This is a genomic window from Anabaena sp. UHCC 0253 (genome assembly GCF_009712085.1).
Classification (GTDB): domain Bacteria; phylum Cyanobacteriota; class Cyanobacteriia; order Cyanobacteriales; family Nostocaceae; genus Dolichospermum.
This window is the reverse complement of sequence record NZ_VILD01000002.1, coordinates 316,800-333,220: the sequence shown is the minus strand read 5'-3', so window position 1 is coordinate 333,220 and position 16,421 is coordinate 316,800. Positions and strand designations below refer to the sequence as shown.

17 protein-coding genes are annotated in these 16,421 nt (G+C 37.9%); 9 read left to right on the top strand and 8 right to left on the bottom strand.

From position 1 onward, the window contains the following. Positions 1 to 40: 40 nt before the first annotated feature. Positions 41 to 301 (bottom strand): transporter suffix domain-containing protein, encoded by a 261-nt coding sequence (locus tag FJR38_RS05585; RefSeq protein ID WP_168535875.1) that lies wholly within the window; start codon positions 299 to 301, stop codon positions 41 to 43. A 205-nt stretch (positions 302 to 506) separates the two neighbouring features. Then, positions 507 to 1,331, bottom strand: coding sequence for a carbohydrate ABC transporter permease (locus FJR38_RS05580; protein ID WP_168496315.1), 825 nt, complete (start codon positions 1,329 to 1,331; stop codon positions 507 to 509). A gap of 173 nt (positions 1,332 to 1,504) precedes the next feature. On the opposite strand from FJR38_RS05580, the gene FJR38_RS05575 reads away from it, so the two are divergent. From FJR38_RS05575 to folE, 5 genes are all read left to right on the top strand, one after another. Further along, a complete protein-coding gene (locus FJR38_RS05575) occupies positions 1,505 to 2,203 on the top strand; it encodes an aldehyde oxygenase (deformylating) (RefSeq protein WP_168496313.1) in 699 nt (232 codons plus the stop codon). 434 nt (positions 2,204 to 2,637) lie between these two features. Next, positions 2,638 to 3,657 carry a long-chain acyl-[acyl-carrier-protein] reductase gene (locus FJR38_RS05570; RefSeq protein WP_168496311.1) on the top strand — a complete coding sequence of 340 codons (1,020 nt, stop codon included), beginning with the start codon at positions 2,638 to 2,640 and terminating at the stop codon, positions 3,655 to 3,657. Positions 3,658 to 3,752: 95 nt separating this feature from the next. Further along, the gene (locus FJR38_RS05565) at positions 3,753 to 4,733 is read left to right on the top strand and encodes an acetyl-CoA carboxylase carboxyltransferase subunit alpha (protein ID WP_168496309.1); all 981 of its coding nucleotides are present in this window, start codon (positions 3,753 to 3,755) and stop codon (positions 4,731 to 4,733) included. Between the two features lie 352 nt (positions 4,734 to 5,085). Further along, positions 5,086 to 5,811 carry an SDR family oxidoreductase gene (locus FJR38_RS05560; RefSeq protein ID WP_168535874.1) on the top strand — a complete coding sequence of 242 codons (726 nt, stop codon included), beginning with the start codon at positions 5,086 to 5,088 and terminating at the stop codon, positions 5,809 to 5,811. Between the two features lie 89 nt (positions 5,812 to 5,900). Further along, the gene (gene folE / locus FJR38_RS05555) at positions 5,901 to 6,608 is read left to right on the top strand and encodes a GTP cyclohydrolase I FolE (protein WP_168535873.1); all 708 of its coding nucleotides are present in this window, start codon (positions 5,901 to 5,903) and stop codon (positions 6,606 to 6,608) included. Positions 6,609 to 6,724: 116 nt separating this feature from the next. On the opposite strand, the gene FJR38_RS05550 is transcribed toward folE, so the two are convergent. Beyond that, the gene (locus FJR38_RS05550; RefSeq protein ID WP_168535872.1) at positions 6,725 to 7,357 is read right to left on the bottom strand and encodes a phosphoribosylanthranilate isomerase; all 633 of its coding nucleotides are present in this window, start codon (positions 7,355 to 7,357) and stop codon (positions 6,725 to 6,727) included. 126 nt (positions 7,358 to 7,483) lie between these two features. On the opposite strand from FJR38_RS05550, the gene psaK reads away from it, so the two are divergent. Then, complete coding sequence (gene psaK, locus FJR38_RS05545) at positions 7,484 to 7,735, top strand: photosystem I reaction center subunit PsaK (RefSeq protein WP_168535871.1); 252 nt, start codon at positions 7,484 to 7,486, stop codon at positions 7,733 to 7,735. 236 nt (positions 7,736 to 7,971) lie between these two features. After that, complete coding sequence (locus FJR38_RS05540; protein ID WP_168535870.1) at positions 7,972 to 9,168, top strand: site-2 protease family protein; 1,197 nt, start codon at positions 7,972 to 7,974, stop codon at positions 9,166 to 9,168. A gap of 175 nt (positions 9,169 to 9,343) precedes the next feature. On the opposite strand, the gene FJR38_RS05535 is transcribed toward FJR38_RS05540, so the two are convergent. The 4 genes from FJR38_RS05535 to FJR38_RS05520 all read right to left on the bottom strand — a co-directional run bounded on the left by FJR38_RS05535 (position 9,344) and on the right by FJR38_RS05520 (position 12,934). Next, positions 9,344 to 10,045 carry a manganese catalase family protein gene (locus FJR38_RS05535; RefSeq protein WP_168496297.1) on the bottom strand — a complete coding sequence of 234 codons (702 nt, stop codon included), beginning with the start codon at positions 10,043 to 10,045 and terminating at the stop codon, positions 9,344 to 9,346. A 69-nt stretch (positions 10,046 to 10,114) separates the two neighbouring features. Further along, positions 10,115 to 10,387: a GlsB/YeaQ/YmgE family stress response membrane protein gene (locus FJR38_RS05530; RefSeq protein WP_168496431.1), complete on the bottom strand. Its 273-nt coding sequence runs from the start codon at positions 10,385 to 10,387 to the stop codon at positions 10,115 to 10,117. 143 nt (positions 10,388 to 10,530) lie between these two features. Continuing rightward, positions 10,531 to 11,913 carry an oxygen-independent coproporphyrinogen III oxidase gene (hemN, locus tag FJR38_RS05525; protein WP_168535868.1) on the bottom strand — a complete coding sequence of 461 codons (1,383 nt, stop codon included), beginning with the start codon at positions 11,911 to 11,913 and terminating at the stop codon, positions 10,531 to 10,533. Between the two features lie 346 nt (positions 11,914 to 12,259). Next, positions 12,260 to 12,934 carry a heme oxygenase (biliverdin-producing) gene (locus FJR38_RS05520; protein WP_168496293.1) on the bottom strand — a complete coding sequence of 225 codons (675 nt, stop codon included), beginning with the start codon at positions 12,932 to 12,934 and terminating at the stop codon, positions 12,260 to 12,262. Between the two features lie 368 nt (positions 12,935 to 13,302). On the opposite strand from FJR38_RS05520, the gene acsF reads away from it, so the two are divergent. Then, complete coding sequence (acsF, locus tag FJR38_RS05515; RefSeq protein ID WP_168535866.1) at positions 13,303 to 14,379, top strand: magnesium-protoporphyrin IX monomethyl ester (oxidative) cyclase; 1,077 nt, start codon at positions 13,303 to 13,305, stop codon at positions 14,377 to 14,379. Between the two features lie 140 nt (positions 14,380 to 14,519). On the opposite strand, the gene FJR38_RS05510 is transcribed toward acsF, so the two are convergent. Continuing rightward, on the bottom strand, positions 14,520 to 15,470 hold the full coding sequence (locus FJR38_RS05510; RefSeq protein ID WP_168535864.1) for a metal ABC transporter substrate-binding protein: 951 nt from the start codon (positions 15,468 to 15,470) through the stop codon (positions 14,520 to 14,522). An 89-nt stretch (positions 15,471 to 15,559) separates the two neighbouring features. Here FJR38_RS05510 and FJR38_RS05505 point away from each other — a divergent pair, with 89 nt between their 5' ends. Further along, complete coding sequence (locus FJR38_RS05505) at positions 15,560 to 16,378, top strand: metal ABC transporter ATP-binding protein (protein WP_174763915.1); 819 nt, start codon at positions 15,560 to 15,562, stop codon at positions 16,376 to 16,378. Positions 16,379 to 16,421 lie beyond the last annotated feature (43 nt).

The following is a 16,421-nucleotide window of genomic DNA, read 5'->3' as shown; positions in this document are numbered from 1 at the left end:
GCTACGCTCAGAGCGATCGCATAACCCACCGTAAACTTGATTAACTCTTTCTTTTTGTCCGCCTAAATTTTTTTAATCTGATCTTCCAATAACGGAGATTAAAATAACGTCTATACTTCTGTACTACTTCTTTTCCCACCAGCAATGCACCCAACCAAAATATAACTTCAGCGAAAACTAATAAAGCTGGTACTAAGATTGCTTTTTGAGCTACCGAAATTGGTAAAAATGGTACAATTAGAGCGATCGCTAACCAGGGCAAAAATGAGACAATAATTAAAACCAAACCCAGCTTCTGCATTTTTCTATTAATAACGAAATCTGAGTTTAGTCTTTTTATCTCTGTGGCTGGAGTGGCTTAACTTACAGTCTTTACAGTTCTCGCCTAGATGCAAAAAGAATACTTATTTGATTTGCATACAATTTCTGAGTAGTGAAATCATAGACTTAATATTATTTTGGCAAAAATCACTTTATTCTCATCAATATTAACAACTAACCAATGACTAATTCTTGATGCCTGTCGCCGCAATACCTTGAATAAACTGCCGCTGACCAATTAAAAATAACACCATTACAGGTACAGTAGCAATTGTCACTGCTGCCATCATCAACGGCCAATTATTAGTAAACTGCTCTTGAAATTCTGCCAAAGCTAACTGCACCGTTCTTAATTCTGGTCTGGTTGTAAATACCAACGGTTTAAATAAATCATTCCATTCACCAATGAAAGTGAAGAGAAATAGTGTTACTAAAGCGGGTCGTGCTAAAGGTAACATGATGCGCCATAAAATTTGTAATCGGTTTGCACCATCAATAGCGGCTGCTTCCTCCAATTCTACGGGAATTGTCTGGAAATATTGACGTAACAGAAAAATCCCAAAGCCGTTAACAGCAGTTGGTAAAATTAGCGCCCAGTATGTATTAATCAGATGTCCCGACTTCAGCACCAAAAAGATGGGAATTACCAATAACTGAAAGGGAATTACCAAAGTTGCCAATACTACCAACAGCAACGCTTGTCTACCCCGAAATTTTAACCGTGCTAGGGCGTAACCAGCTAAAGCCGAAGTGAAAATTTGAAAAGCCGTAACTGCGATCGCTACTAAGGTAGAATTAGCATAAGCCAGTAAAAACTTTCCCTGTTCCCACGCATTCCGGTAATTGGCTAAAGTCCAATTATTTTGCGAAATCCCTGGTGTTGTTCCCTCACCCCCAAAGGAGGTCAGAAAAACCACAATTAGCGGTACTAAAACGACAAAAGCCCCGATTAGTAGCACTAACAGGCTCAACAAATTGGCATTTTTTAGATTCCATTTTAGCTTGGACATTGGCTATGACTCCATACATTTGTTTTTCTGGTAGTAGTACCATCAGTAAAAACTAATTTAATCACTATAGTTTCTTGTTAAGTTAAATTAAATCACAATGATCATTACCCCAAATTTATTGGGTGATTTAAGTTTTTGTATCAAATGATTCACCGCTTAGGAGTAAACAGACTATGCAGCAGGTTGTAGACCACATTGAAGAACTTGATTTTCAAAGCGAAGTATATAAAGATGCTTATAGCCGCATCAATGCCATTGTCATTGAAGGAGAACAAGAAGCTTACGAAAATTACATTACCTTGGCGAAATTGTTACCAGCAAATGCAGATGAGCTAATTCGCCTCTCAAAAATGGAAAGTCGCCATAAAAAAGGATTTGAAGCCTGTGGACGAAACCTAAAAGTGACTCCAGATTTGCAGTTTGCGAAAGAGTTCTTCTTAGGATTGCACGACAATTTCCAAACCGCAGCCCAAGAAGGTAAAGTCGTAACTTGTCTGTTGATTCAATCTTTAATTATTGAATGTTTTGCGATCGCTGCTTATAACATCTATATTCCCGTAGCTGATGATTTTGCCCGTAAAATCACAGAAGGAGTAGTAAAAGAAGAATACAGTCATCTTAACTTCGGTGAAGTGTGGTTGCAAGAAAACTTTACAGAATCCAAAGTTGAATTAGAAGAAGCAAACCGCAAAAACTTACCCCTTGTTTGGAAAATGCTGAACCAAGTAGCAGATGATGCCAAAGTTTTAGCAATGGAAAAGGATGCCTTAGTAGAAGACTTTATGATTCAATACGGTGAAGCTTTAAGTAACATTGGCTTTACTACTCGTGATATCATGCGTCTTTCTGCCTATGGACTTGTAGCCGCTTAATAAATCTATTGGGGTGACAACTTGAGTTACCCCAGGTTAATAGGTGACAGAGTTTAATTACCAATAACCTTAGCCTAGTACCGCAGGGCGGAATTAAAAATTAAAAATTAAAAAAGTAGATGACACAAGCTGCTTGAGAATTTTTAATAGTTGGTTGATTTATGCCGTTGTGTACTAGCCTCAGTAAAAAAACCCTCCGCGAACCTATATAAGCACAGGAAATATTACGAATTATGTTCACATCTGACGTAGTATTTTTAAAACTTAGATATCATCTGTGATCCCCAGTGGACATAGTTAAGTATGGTTAAAGATTCAGGAGCAGTAATATGATTCAAAACAAAACCACTGCTTTTAAAATCTAAAATCCAAAGCTGCTACTGCCTACTAATTCCACCATTTTGCACGACAGCCCACGCCTAATATATCACTCCATGTTTGGTTTAATTGGACATCTGACAAGTTTGGAACACGCTCAATCAGTAGCGCAAGAATTGGGATACCCAGAATATGCCGATCAAGGGCTAGACTTTTGGTGTAGCGCCCCGCCGCAAATAGTTGATCATATTACTGTCACCAGTATTACTGGACAGAAAATAGAAGGCAAATATGTAGAATCTTGCTTTTTGCCGGAAATGCTGGCAAACCGTCGCATTAAAGCTGCAACTCGCAAAATATTGAATGCTATGGCTCATGCTCAAAAGCATGGCATTGATATTACCGCCTTGGGTGGGTTTTCTTCAATTATTTTTGAGAACTTTAATTTAGAGCAGTTTAGACAAGTTCGCAATATTAACCTAGATTTTGAACGCTTCACTACAGGTAATACTCATACAGCCTACATTATTTGTCGGCAAGTAGAAGAAGCCTCGAAACAATTAGGGATTGAATTGTCGAAAGCAACTGTAGCTGTATGTGGTGCAACAGGAGATATTGGTAGTGCAGTCACAAGATGGCTAGATAAAAAAACAGATGTCCAAGAATTACTATTAATTGCCAGAAATCAAGAACGTCTCCAAGAACTGCAAGCAGAGCTAGGACGCGGTAAAATTATGGGATTACAGGAAGCATTACCACAAGCAGATATTGTCGTTTGGGTGGCGAGTATGCCCAAAGGTGTAGAAATTGACCCCACAACATTAAAACAACCCTGTTTATTGATTGATGGTGGTTATCCTAAAAACTTAGGGACAAAAATTCAGCATCCAGGGGTGTATGTATTAAACGGTGGCATTGTTGAACATTCCCTAGATATTGACTGGAAAATCATGAAAATTGTCAATATGGATGTCCCAGCCCGTCAATTATTTGCTTGTTTTGCTGAATCAATGCTCCTGGAATTTGAGAAGTTATATACAAACTTTTCTTGGGGACGTAATCAGATTACCGTAGACAAAATGGAGCAAATTGGTCAAGTGTCCATAAAACACGGTTTTAGACCATTGCTAGTTTAGTCATTAGTCATTAGTCATTGGTCAGTGGCAAAGAAAAGACAATTGACAACTGACAATTGACAACTGACAACTAACAACTGACAACTAATATAATTATGGCAAGCACTGAGCGCAAACCGCTACTGTTAGATTTTGAAAAGCCTTTAGCAGAAATGGCTACCCGGATTGAGCAAATTCGCCAACTAGCTGAAGAAAATGGCGTTGATGTTTCTGGGCAAATTCGCCAATTGGAAACGCGGGCGATGCAATTAAAGCAAGAGATTTTTAGTAGTCTCACACCATCTCAACGACTGCAAGTAGCCCGTCATCCCCGTCGCCCTAGCACTTTAGATTATATTCAATCTATTAGTGATGAATGGATGGAGTTACATGGCGATCGCTGTGGCGGAGATGATCCCGCTTTAGTTGGTGGTGTCGGCCGTTTGGGTGGACAACCAGTGATGATGTTAGGACATCAAAAAGGCCGGGATACCAAAGATAACGTTGCTCGTAACTTTGGTATGGCTGCTCCTGGTGGCTACAGGAAAGCCCTGCGGCTGATGGAACACGCCAATAAATTCAGTATGCCAATTTTGACATTTATTGATACTCCTGGGGCTTGGGCAGGCATAGAAGCCGAACACCAAGGACAAGGAGAAGCGATCGCCTATAATTTACGAGAAATGTTCTGCTTTGACGTACCTATTATTTGTACAGTCATTGGTGAAGGTGGTTCTGGTGGTGCGTTGGGTATTGGCGTAGGCGATCGCCTATTGATGTTTGAACACTCAGTTTATACAGTCGCTACCCCCGAAGCCTGCGCCGCGATTTTGTGGAAAGATGCCAGTAAATCCCCCCAAGCAGCCGTAGCTTTGAAAATTATCTCTCATGATCTCAAAAACTTGGGCATAATTGACCAAATCATCTCTGAACCCCTGGGCGGCGCTCATTCTGATCCCTTAACAGCGGCTACCAATCTTAAACAAACCTTGGTAGAAAACTTAGACGAACTTAACCGTCTCACCCCCGGCGAACGCCGTCAACTTCGTTATGATAAATTCCGCAATATCGGTGTTTTTACTGAACTTGCTCACTAGAAATGCGCCAAGATAATGTATCGCATAACAGCAGTGCTATAATTTCTGAGTGCTGCTTAAAGATTTTTAACAATTTTCACGAGCTTAGGCATTTGTATTTGTCAACGAAAGAAAGTTAAACACCATAAAACCTACTTCTCTTACCTGCCCTTATAGCGGGTGAGGGAAAGTTAGGAAAGAGTTTAGAGGAAAAATAAAGTATATTCCCTATAAACGAGAACTACTACATGACATTACATACATTTGCCAAACAAGTACCCTGATTTGTAGCAAAAATTAACTTTGAGTTCATAAATATTTAATTTATGAGTAGCTGTTGGCTCACAGCACTGCCAAAAAGTTGGAAAATATTATGAGTGTTGAGCAAAAAAGACGCGCCCTAATTACTGGGGCTAGTAGTGGAATTGGTAAAGCAACAGCTTTAGCATTTGCAAAAGCTGGCATAGATGTGGCCTTGGTCAGTCGTTCTCAGGATAAATTAGAGTCAGTAGCCAAAGCAGCACAGGAGTATGGGGTTGAAGCTAAAGCCTTCTGTGTAGATTTAGCGGAAGTTGCCCAAGTCAAAACAAAAATTCAAGCGATCGCTGATGAATTTAGTAACATAAACATTCTCATTAATAACGCTGGTATTGGATATACAGGCAATCTGAGTGAAACACCCTTAGAAGATTGGCAGCAAGTAATTAACTTGAACCTCACCAGTGTATTTCAGTGCATGATGGGAATTTTGCCAGGAATGCGCCAACAAAGCCAAGGCACAATTATTAACATTGCTTCTATAGCAGCCAAACAAGCTTTTCCCGGTTGGGGGGCATACTGTGTCAGCAAAGCAGGACTTCTTTCCCTTTCCCAAACCCTCGCACAAGAAGAACGTGCCAATGGTATTCGCGTTACTACAATCTGTCCTGGTTCTGTCAATACAGAAATTTGGGATACTCCAACAGTCCAGGCTAACTTTGACCGTTCTCAAATGTTAACTCCAGAAATTGTGGCCGCAACAATTCTGTACACTGCCTTACTACCACAACAAGCAGTAATTCCAGAATTAACCCTCATGTCCAATGCTGGTGTTCTCTAATTGGTGATTTCGTCATTTATTTTGAGTGAATGACTAATTACCACTGACAACTGACCGATTACTAATTACCAAATTACCAAAATTCTATCATGACTATCGCTGGTTCTAACGGTTCTAATCGCGCTCAATCACCCCTAATTCCCGACTTAGTAGAAGCTATCACTGTCCGCCCAGACCGCAATACTCATGATGGCCGAGAGCCAGAATTAAATCCACCCTCTGAGGAAATAATGGATGAGATGATGGATGCCGTGCGAAAGATCATAGTAGGAGTAGGAGAAGATCCCGAAAGAGAAGGACTCCTGAAAACACCCAAGCGTGTAGCCAAAGCCATGAAATTCCTCACCAGTGGCTACAATCAATCTCTAGAAGACCTCATCAATGGTGCGATATTTGATGAAGGGCATGATGAGATGGTGTTAGTTAGAGATATTAACTTCTTTAGCTTGTGTGAACATCATATGCTGCCATTCATGGGCAGAGCGCACGTTGCTTATATTCCCAATCAAAAAGTTGTGGGATTAAGTAAATTAGCAAGAATTGTAGAAATGTATTCTCGTAGATTGCAAGTACAAGAAAGACTAACTCGACAAATTGCCGAAGCACTCCAAACAGTTCTTGAACCTAAAGGTGTTGCTGTCGTCATGGAAGCAAGTCATATGTGCATGGTTATGCGGGGAGTTCAAAAACCAGGCGCTTGGACAGTCACCAGTTCAATGGTAGGTATATTCCAAGAAGAACATAAAACCCGTGAGGAATTCTTCAATTTGATTCGTCACCAAGCGTCATTCTTTTGAAGAATAGGGAACAGGGAGCAGGGGAGCAGGGAGCAGGGAGCAGGAAAACTTCTTAACAACTGACAACTGACAACTGACGACTGACAACTGACAACTGACAACTGACAACTGACAAATCACCTATTCCCTAACTTTTGAAATAATAGAGCTACTTTGTCTAAATCTTTGTTACCAGGAGATTTTTCTACCCCGCTGGATAAATCAATACCATTGGGGTTAATCTGACTCAACGCAGTTAAAATATTATCCGGGGTTAATCCACCAGCTAATAACCAAGGAAGACTAGGGCAAAATTCCTGATTTAATACTTGCCAATCTAAGGTTTGCCCTGTTCCTCCTAGTTGTTGAGGGTGGTAGGCATCTAGTAATAGGGTATCTACATAACCAGTGTAATTAGCGGTAGTTTGTAGATGCTCCAAACTGCGGACTCGGAAAGCCTTGATTATTTCTACTTGGGGTAGAGATTGACGCAATTGATGGCAAAATTCCGGTGTTTCATCTCCATGTAACTGGACACCGGTTAAACCAGACTTGTTAACTATTTGGCTAATTTCAGAAATAGTGGTGTTAGCAAAAACACCGATTTTGTCAATATTTTCAGGAAGAGGGACAATCGCAGCCTGAATTTGAGCTATGGTAACATAGCGAGGAGACGTCGGGACACATATAAATCCTAGTGCAGTTGCACCAAAGGAAACTATGGCTAAAGACTGCTGTGGTTGAGTAATGCCGCAAATTTTAACCCGCATTTATATCTGAAAAGTTACAAATAATCACAAAAGTATCTTAATTCAAGTGAAAAACTTTTGCTTTGTCCAGGGTAATTTTATAATTCTGTAAGATTATATTCATTTTTTCATTCAGGAGAACACACCTTGATGTCATCAATCTTATTAGCCGCAGCATCTGTTCCCGTTACACCGGTGTGGAGTCCTACAGTAGGCATTATTATCAGTGCCAGTAGCGTAGTTATACTTTTACTCACTTTTGCTCTGAAATCTGCTAAAGTTGGACCCCAGATGCCTGTATTGCCTATAAGTGTTCCAGCCTTTATTGGTGCAATGGCGTTTGGTCATGTAATTGGTATCGGCATTGTTTTAGGACTGACTAATATTGGTCGGTTGTAAGTTGGATTAATATTCTTTTTTATCAACAGCGATAGGTGATTAATTTGCCTATCGCATTTTTTGGTAAATTTCAACTTACAAAATACTGAACTTCTTAAAGATCCCGGACTTCTTAGAGAAGTCCGGGATTTGCGGCTATTTTTTCACTCACCAGTGATCAAATTTTTTAAATTGTTATCCTAGAGTTATACCTATCATTTCTCACTTATACAAGAATTTCTGGAATATCTAAAATAATGCAAACAAATTGGAAAATAGGTACTTTATTTGGCATCCCTTTATTTTTAGACCCCTTATGGTTTGTAATTTTGGGATTAACAACTCTGAATTTTGGATTTGCTTACCAACAATGGGGTTCTATTGTAGGTTGGAGTGCGGGTTTGGTAATGGCACTATTGTTATTTGCTTCGGTGCTGTTGCATGAGTTAGGACATAGCTTAGTGGCTCAATCCCAAGGAATTAAGGTGAATTCTATCACTTTGTTTTTGTTTGGGGGAATTGCGGCCATAGAGGAAGAATCGAAAACACCTGGTCAAGCTTTTCAGGTAGCGATCGCTGGTCCTGCGGTGAGTGTTGGTCTGTTTTTCTTACTGCGTCTAGGTTCAAGTTTGCTTCCTGATAGTACCCCCCTCAGTTCAATGACGGGAGATTTAGCGAGAATTAACTTAGTTGTGGCGTTGTTTAACTTGATTCCTGGTTTACCACTGGATGGGGGACAAGTATTAAAAGCTGCATTATGGAAAGTGACAGGCGATCGCTTTCAAGCAGTACACATGGCAGCCAAAGCTGGACAAATTTTAGGTTATGCAGCGATCGCTTTGGGATTTGCGATTGATTTCTTTACCAGAGAATTTATCACAGGTTTATGGATTGTGTTGATCGGCTGGTTTGCAGTTCGCAATGCTAACAGTTATGACCGTGTAACCACATTACAAGAAACTTTGCTGAAGCTAGTAGCCAGCGATGGGATGACTCGTAATTTTCGCGTAGTTAATGCTAATCAAACATTGCGAGAATTCGCTGATTTATATCTTTTAGAAACCACTGCACCGCAAGTTTATTTTGCGGCCGCTGATGGTCGTTATCGGGGTTTAGTTGCTATTAATGATTTACGAACAACCCAAAGAAGTGAATGGGAAAACCAAACTTTACAAAGCATTGTTCATCCCCTGAATACAATTCCTACTGTTACCGAATCTACTTCTTTAGCAGATGTAATTAATAAATTAGAACAGGAACAAATACCTCAAATTACTGTTCTTTCTCCCGCTGATGCTGTGGCTGGTATCATTGATAGAGGAGATATTGTACAAGCGTTAGCACAGAAGTTAAATTTGCCAATTACTTCATTGGAAATCAAACGCATTAAGGAAGAAGGTAACTTTCCACCAAGTTTACAGTTAGGGGTAATAGCGAAGTCTTTACAGAAATAAAAATATCTGAATCAGGATACTCTAGATTAAATGATGTTCAAGATTCATGATTTTTGATAATTAAAAAATCCTGGTAATCTTCAAATCCTGTAAATCCTGATTCAGACAATTTTGATAATTAAAAAATCTTGCTAATCTTCAAATCCTGTAAATCCTGATTCAGACAATAAAGTTTTTATTTAGCACTCATTACCTTCTCCAAAGGATTAGAGATATATTGAAATGTTGGTTCAGAATTCCAAGGACCGCGTTGATCTGCACCGTCTCCATCAGTTGATAAATTATAGTAAAGAGCGACGGTTTCATCTGGTTGGATATTCCCAAACATAGGATCAGTTAACTTACCCAGAGAATCCAAAGCTTTCATAAACATCTGAGTATGAGAAACTTCTCGCGTTAACAGATGTACCAAAGTCTGTTTAGTTCCCTCATCTGTGGCTAGTTTAATCAACTCTTCATAAGTTTGTCTAGCACCACCTTCAGCGGCAATATTAGCACGTAAATCGCGGACAACATCACCACCTTCATTTAAATAATTTGCAGTCCAAGCATTTCCTTGACTATCAAGAAAATGGGGACCAATGCCGCGAAGAGCAAATAAGGTACTTTTATAGGCTTCTGTTTGATCTGTATTTTTAGTGTGGATTTCAATGAGTTTACCAACCATTTCTAAATGGCCAAATTCCTCAATAGCAATATCTTGGAGCATATCCCGAATACCAGGATTTTCAACATGAAAAGATTGTACCCAATATTGCAAAGCTGCTGAAAGTTCACCAGTTGCACCACCAAATTGTTCTAAAAGTAACTGAGCAAAACGGGGATTTGGTTGATCAACTTTGACGACATGAATTGATTCTTTCTTATGAAAAAACACAATTTTAGCTCCTTTAACTAGCAATGCTAAGAAACAACTTATATCCAGTCTAATTTGCTAAATTTGAGGTTAGGCTCGACTACTTCTTTGGAATAATCCCCATAGATAAATAGCGATAACTGCGCCGATAATTGCCACTATTAACCCAGGAATACTTAAAGTTGCGGTTGTAAATTGGAGAGTTCCTGTGCGGATGAGAGTAAATAAAGTACCACCGATAAAAGCACCAACAATACCTAATATCATGGTTGATAACATACCCCCACCTTGAGAACCAGGATAGATAGCTTTAGCGATCGCACCAGCTATTAGTCCTAAAATTATCCAAGCAATAATATTCATAATTACATTGCCTCAAAAATATGACTCGTATCAAATTTATCAAGGCTAGATTTTTTTTATTTCTACCAAATGACATAAATATATAAATCAAAAGGTATGTAGTTGCATTTATCGCTTTAGCGCAACTACATAACCCATTTTCCTTAGATAGCGCGAGAGAATTTTGTCTCTCTACTTCTTGTATGAGTATCGAAAAGAACGGCAATATTTCTGACTAGCAATCTACCAATATCAGTAATGTGGATTTCATCAGCAAATACATTCACTAATCCATCATTTTCTAGAGGTTGTAACTGATTCAGTTCATAGCAGAAATATTCATTAAAATCAATGTGATATTTATGCTCAATTTCTGATTTATTGAGGCGGAAGTGAGACATAATTGACATAATTACGTCTCTTCTAATAATATCATCCTGAGTTAGTTGAATACCTTTACTAGTAGGAATAACACCTGCGGCTACCGCTTTGTAATAATCCTTCAATTCCTTGTAATTTTGAGCATAGGCATCGTCTAACATACTAATAGATGTAGCACCAAAACCAAACAATTCCGTTTCTGCATGGGTAGTATAACCTTGGAAATTGCGTTTTAGTGTGCCATGACGTTGAGCGATCGCTAATTCATTGTTATTTTTAGCAAAATGATCCATCCCAATAAACAAATACTCGTTATTAGTTAATTCCTCAATTGTCATTTTGAGAATATCTAACTTTTCTTCTGCTCCTGGTAATGCTGTTTGGGGAATCATTTTTTGGACAGGTTTGATCCAAGGTACATAAGCAAAATTAAAGACGACAATTCTATCAGCATCTAATGCCATTGTCTTGTGTAATGTTTCCCGAAAAGTTTCTAGAGTTTGATAAGGTAAACCATAAATTAAGTCTACATTGACACTATCAAACTCAGCTTCCTTAATCCAACCCATGACATCAAAAAGTAATGATTCTGGTTGAATGCGATTCACTGCTTTTTGTACTTCTGGGTTAAAATCTTGAATACCAAAACTAATCCGATTAAAGCCAATATCTCTCAAAAATAAGATATAATCTCTATTTACATAACGAGGATTAATTTCAATAGATACTTCCGCATCTGAAGCAATTTGGAAATGACGGGTAATATTTTTCCAGAGAAATTCTACTTGATCAAGTTCCAAATAATTTGGAGTACCTCCACCCCAATGAATTTGGAGTACCTTTCTATCCTTATCAATTAAAGCCGAGGTATTTTTGATTTCTTGCTCCAAATGTTCCAGATACGGTATAGCCATATTCTTGTTATTGGTAATCACCGTATTGCAACCACAAAAATAACAAGCACTTTGGCAAAAAGGAATATGGAAATACAAGGATAGGGGCGTTTCCCGTTGATTAGAAGCAGTAATAGCTGTTTGGAAATCTCTGGCGGTGAAAGTTTCACTTAATTCTGTTGCTGGGGGGTAGCTGGTGTATCTGGGAGCGCGAGTATCATACTTTTGAATTAGATCCAAATCAAACTTAACACCAGGTAATAGAAAAACCATTAAAGCCTCCAATAGATGTGAGTATATTTCCTTGTAGGGGCAAAGCATTCTGGCGATAAACTATGACTAAAACTATTAACTTTCAATCTGAATGCTTCGCCCTTATGATTTGGGAAGAATTACAATTAATTTTCCCAAGTTAATGTTGTAATTTAGGATTTAGCAAATAGAATATATTTATCCTATTTGTTTGTAGTTAGCATTATTTTTTTTACGAACCACAGAGTCACAGAGAACACAGAGAATAAGAAATAGATGTTTATGTGTTGTTGAAGATTGCTATATAATTCATCATTGCCAAAATCAATTGGGTGATGAATTATATGTTTGTAAATAATGCAGAGACTCAAGTTAAATCATTGTAAGTAGCTCTACCAAGAGCTTCTATTAGAATAACTTCCAATTCTTTGAGTATCTGCATATTCAATTTGAAAGCATTGTTAGCTTCTGCCACAATTTTGTCAGCGGTTGTATCATCAACTGGAAGTTTGTCTAATGCTTGACGATACTTTTCTTTAAAAGCCTGCTTGTCTGGAATTTGCTGAAAATTGTAAAATGAAGTTCCTTCATATCCAGAAAGTTTTAAGGCTGACTGAGCAATTTTTTGGAGCATTTGTCCACCAGAAAGATCACCCAAATAACGGGTATAGGAATGAGCTAACAATAGTGCAGGTTCATGAGCAGAAATTTGTTGAATACGCGCAATATAAGCTTGAGCAGCAGGTGAAGGTGTAATGCGCTTGTGCCATTGATTCCCATAATAAAATAACATATCTTGTTCTAGGGAAGATTGGCGATTTAGTTCGGGAAAATAAATCAAACTAATGACAGGATGCTGTTTATGTTTCTCAATTGCTGTTTCTAGTTCACTGTAAACAAAATACAAATTCCTCAACAACTGAATAAAACAATCTCTATCTACAACTCCTTGCACAAAACATTTCATGAAGCCAATATTTTCTGAATCTATATGTGCTTGTTGCGTTCCTACACGCAGTTTCATTGCCAAATTATTACTCATTGTTGCTTCCTTCTTGTTTACGTATTGGATTTCCCAACATTTACCGACTCGTTTATCAGTTCACAGCCGATATAATCAGGAAACAATGCTATATTTCTCCAGCACAAATTACTACCGATAGCTATTTCGGCTCTTTTTACTGCTTCTAAAATTATTTAACTATTATTCCTTGTATAACTATAAAGGTATTCATATTTATTTATGGTTTCATAAATACATTTGTTTAGTAAATAGGTATTTAAACTATGCGAAATTATCAGATAATTCAGTGATTTTGTAATAATTAGTTTCAATAATTTAACTGATGACTAATAACAAATATTTATGCTTATATAATTTTAAGGCAGACAATGGCAAAGGGACTACTTATGGTTAAGTCGTTGGATAAACCCCCAGTTGAGTTAGGGAAATCAGGTGTAAAAGCACCTGTTCAAGAAACATTATTAACACCCCGGTTTTATACCACTGATTTTGATACAGTGGCAAAAATGGATATTTCTGGGTATGAACCGGAATTAAGGGCTATAATTGGCGAACTCAAGGCTGATTATAATCGTCATCACTTTGTGCGAGATGATGAATTTAAGCAAGGTTGGGATCACATTGTTGGTGAAAAACGACTTGCTTTTATTGACTTTTTAGAACGTTCTTGTACTTCGGAATTTTCCGGATTTTTACTGTTTAAAGAATTATCTCGTCGTCTCAAAGATAGTAACCCTTTACTATCAGAAGCATTTGGTTATTTAGCGCGAGATGAAGCCCGTCATGCAGGATTTCTGAATAAGTCAATGGCAGATTTTAACCTTTCCCTTGACTTAAGTTATCTAACTAAAAATCGTACCTATACATTTTTCCCAATTGAGTGGGTTATTTACACAGTTTATCTATCGGAAAAAATCGGTTATTGGCGTTATATTTTAGTATATCGTCACATGGAAAAAAACCCAGAATACCAGTTTTATCCTTTGTTTCGGAAGTTTGAAAGCTGGTGTCAAGATGAAAATAGACACGGTGATTTTTTCAAAGCCTTGTTACGTTCTCAGCCCCAATTATGGAATAATTGGAAATCTCGGTTATGGGTGCGCTTTTTCCTATTAACTGTTTTTGCTACTCACACAATGACAGTATTTGAAAGAGGGAATTTCTATGAAATATTAGGGATTCATCCCCGCAAATACAATACTCAGGTAGTTGAAGAAACCAACAAAACCGCAGCCAAAGCATTTCCAATTATTTTAGATACCAATCATCCCTACTTCTTCTGGTATTTAGAGCAATGTGCATTGTATAATCAGAAAATAATTGATCTCAATCAAATCAATGATTGGGGAATTGTGAAATTTTTCCAAAAAATTCCTTTAATCTTAATGATTTTTTGGTATATGTTCAGAATTTTTCTGATTAAACCCATAAACACAGAAGCAACTCGTGAACAAGTTTGTTAGGAAATAGGTGACAGGTAACAGGTGACAGGTGACAGGTAAGAGTTTTACCAATTACCAATCACCAATCACCAATTACCAATTACCAATTACCAATTACCAATTACCAATTACCAATCACCAATTACCAATCACCAATTACCTTATTTTTTACTATTTAATTGAAACGGCGTATATTTTCCTCCCAAGGCTTCAACAATAGCGCGGGTATTTGCTACCATCATCTTTATATAAGTATCGCCATTACTACCTTTTGCCCCAATAGAATCAGAAAAAAGTGAAGTTGGTGCTAATTTTACTCCTGCTTCTTCGGCGACTGTTTTCATTAAAGCTGGGTTAATTGTCGTTTCAGCAAATATAGCAGGAACACCGATTTTTTTAATTGATTCAACTAACTTCTTCACTGTTTGGGCGCTGGGTTGTTCTTCTGTACTAATCCCAATTAAAGTTCCCGCAATTTCTATCTTATAAGCATTTCCATAATATTGAAAAGCATCATGGGTAGTAATGAGTTTCCGCTTATCTGGGGGAATGGTTTGAATTTGTTGATTAATCCAAATATGTAATTGTTGTAATTCATCAATTAGATTTTCTGCATTTTCGGTAAATTTATCTTGATCTTCTGGTGACAACTCAATTAAACTATCTCGAATTGCTTTTACCATAGAAATGGCATTTTCTGCACTTCCCCAAACATGAGGATCTGGGACAATTTGCCCTTTACCTTTATCTAACTTTAAAGATTTAACAACTTCCCCCACAGCCACCTTTTTTGCTTTCCCTCCAGCCGCATTCATTAACTTAATAATTCCCGGTTCTAAATTGTAACCGTTATACAAAATCAAGTTAGCTTGTTCCAAAACTCGACTATCTGCGGGTACAGGTTCATAAACATGAGGATCTGTACCAGGTTTGAGAATTCCCGTAATTTGTACTTCTTCTCCTCCCACCTCTTCAGCTAAATTAGCAATTATGGTACTAGTTGCTACAACCTGCGGCTGAGTATTTTCCTGAGTTTCAGAATCGGGAGTACAACCCATTAAGGACAAAGATAACAACATTCCCAGACTTATGGCATTAAGTATTAGTTTCATTTATCTAAATTATTACTCCTAATTATATATTTTTTCATATTTCTCTCATTTTTATAGTAAACTCAAAAATAAGTATTTTAACTATGGTTATGCAAAACGTCTCTTTTTATCAAAAATTTAGCCTGTCTACCAGAGATATACCTACACAAGCTATCAAAACCATTGATATGAATTCCTCAACAGCGATTAACATCTCTCATGTAGGTGTACATTACCGCGCTCAAGAAGCTTTGAGAGACGTTAACTGCATTATTAAACCAGGGAGACTAACGGGGATTTTTGGACCCAATGGTGCAGGTAAAAGTACATTAATGAAAGCCATTTTGGGATTAGTTCCCATGAGTAGTGGTCAAGTTTTATACAAAAATCAGCCCTTAATGCAGCAACTAGAGAAAGTTGCCTATGTACCACAACGTAGCCAAATTGACTGGAATTACCCCGCCACCGTGTGGGATGTAGTGATGATGGGGCGTGTCAAAAAAACAGGCTGGTTACGTAGTTTCTCCACAGTTAGCCGCCAAATTGCTAAACAAGCATTAGCAAGAGTGGGAATAGAAGAATTAAAAAATCGTCCCATTGGTGAACTTTCAGGAGGACAACAACAACGCGTATTTTTAGCCAGGGCTTTAACTCAAGAAGCGGAAATTTTCTGTTTTGATGAACCCTTCGTCGGTATAGATCAAAAAACCCAAACTATCATTTTTGAAGTCTTTCAAGAACTAGCAAAAGCCAATAAAATCGTCTTAGTAGTTAATCATGATTTAGGCGAATCAATCAGCCATTTTGATGATTTAATCTTACTCAACTGCGAATTAATCGCCACAGGTTCACGCCAACAAGTCCTAACAGAAGAAAACTTAAATAATGCTTATAGCGGGAAAGTCATGTACTTTTCCGACGCAGCATAATCATATCTTCTCTTCCTTCTTCCTTCTTCCTTCTCTCTCTCTC

Coding starts and splice junctions, on each gene's coding strand:
- FJR38_RS05585 (WP_168535875.1), bottom strand. CDS start 301: ATGCAGAAGCTGGGTTTGGTTTTAATTATTGTCTCATTTTTGCCCTGG.
- FJR38_RS05580 (WP_168496315.1), bottom strand. CDS start 1,331: ATGTCCAAGCTAAAATGGAATCTAAAAAATGCCAATTTGTTGAGCCTG.
- FJR38_RS05575 (WP_168496313.1), top strand. CDS start 1,505: ATGCAGCAGGTTGTAGACCACATTGAAGAACTTGATTTTCAAAGCGAA.
- FJR38_RS05570 (WP_168496311.1), top strand. CDS start 2,638: ATGTTTGGTTTAATTGGACATCTGACAAGTTTGGAACACGCTCAATCA.
- FJR38_RS05565 (WP_168496309.1), top strand. CDS start 3,753: ATGGCAAGCACTGAGCGCAAACCGCTACTGTTAGATTTTGAAAAGCCT.
- FJR38_RS05560 (WP_168535874.1), top strand. CDS start 5,086: ATGAGTGTTGAGCAAAAAAGACGCGCCCTAATTACTGGGGCTAGTAGT.
- folE (WP_168535873.1), top strand. CDS start 5,901: ATGACTATCGCTGGTTCTAACGGTTCTAATCGCGCTCAATCACCCCTA.
- FJR38_RS05550 (WP_168535872.1), bottom strand. CDS start 7,357: ATGCGGGTTAAAATTTGCGGCATTACTCAACCACAGCAGTCTTTAGCC.
- FJR38_RS05540 (WP_168535870.1), top strand. CDS start 7,972: ATGCAAACAAATTGGAAAATAGGTACTTTATTTGGCATCCCTTTATTT.
- FJR38_RS05530 (WP_168496431.1), bottom strand. CDS start 10,387: ATGAATATTATTGCTTGGATAATTTTAGGACTAATAGCTGGTGCGATC.
- hemN (WP_168535868.1), bottom strand. CDS start 11,913: ATGGTTTTTCTATTACCTGGTGTTAAGTTTGATTTGGATCTAATTCAA.
- FJR38_RS05520 (WP_168496293.1), bottom strand. CDS start 12,934: ATGAGTAATAATTTGGCAATGAAACTGCGTGTAGGAACGCAACAAGCA.
- acsF (WP_168535866.1), top strand. CDS start 13,303: ATGGTTAAGTCGTTGGATAAACCCCCAGTTGAGTTAGGGAAATCAGGT.
- FJR38_RS05510 (WP_168535864.1), bottom strand. CDS start 15,470: ATGAAACTAATACTTAATGCCATAAGTCTGGGAATGTTGTTATCTTTG.
- FJR38_RS05505 (WP_174763915.1), top strand. CDS start 15,560: ATGCAAAACGTCTCTTTTTATCAAAAATTTAGCCTGTCTACCAGAGAT.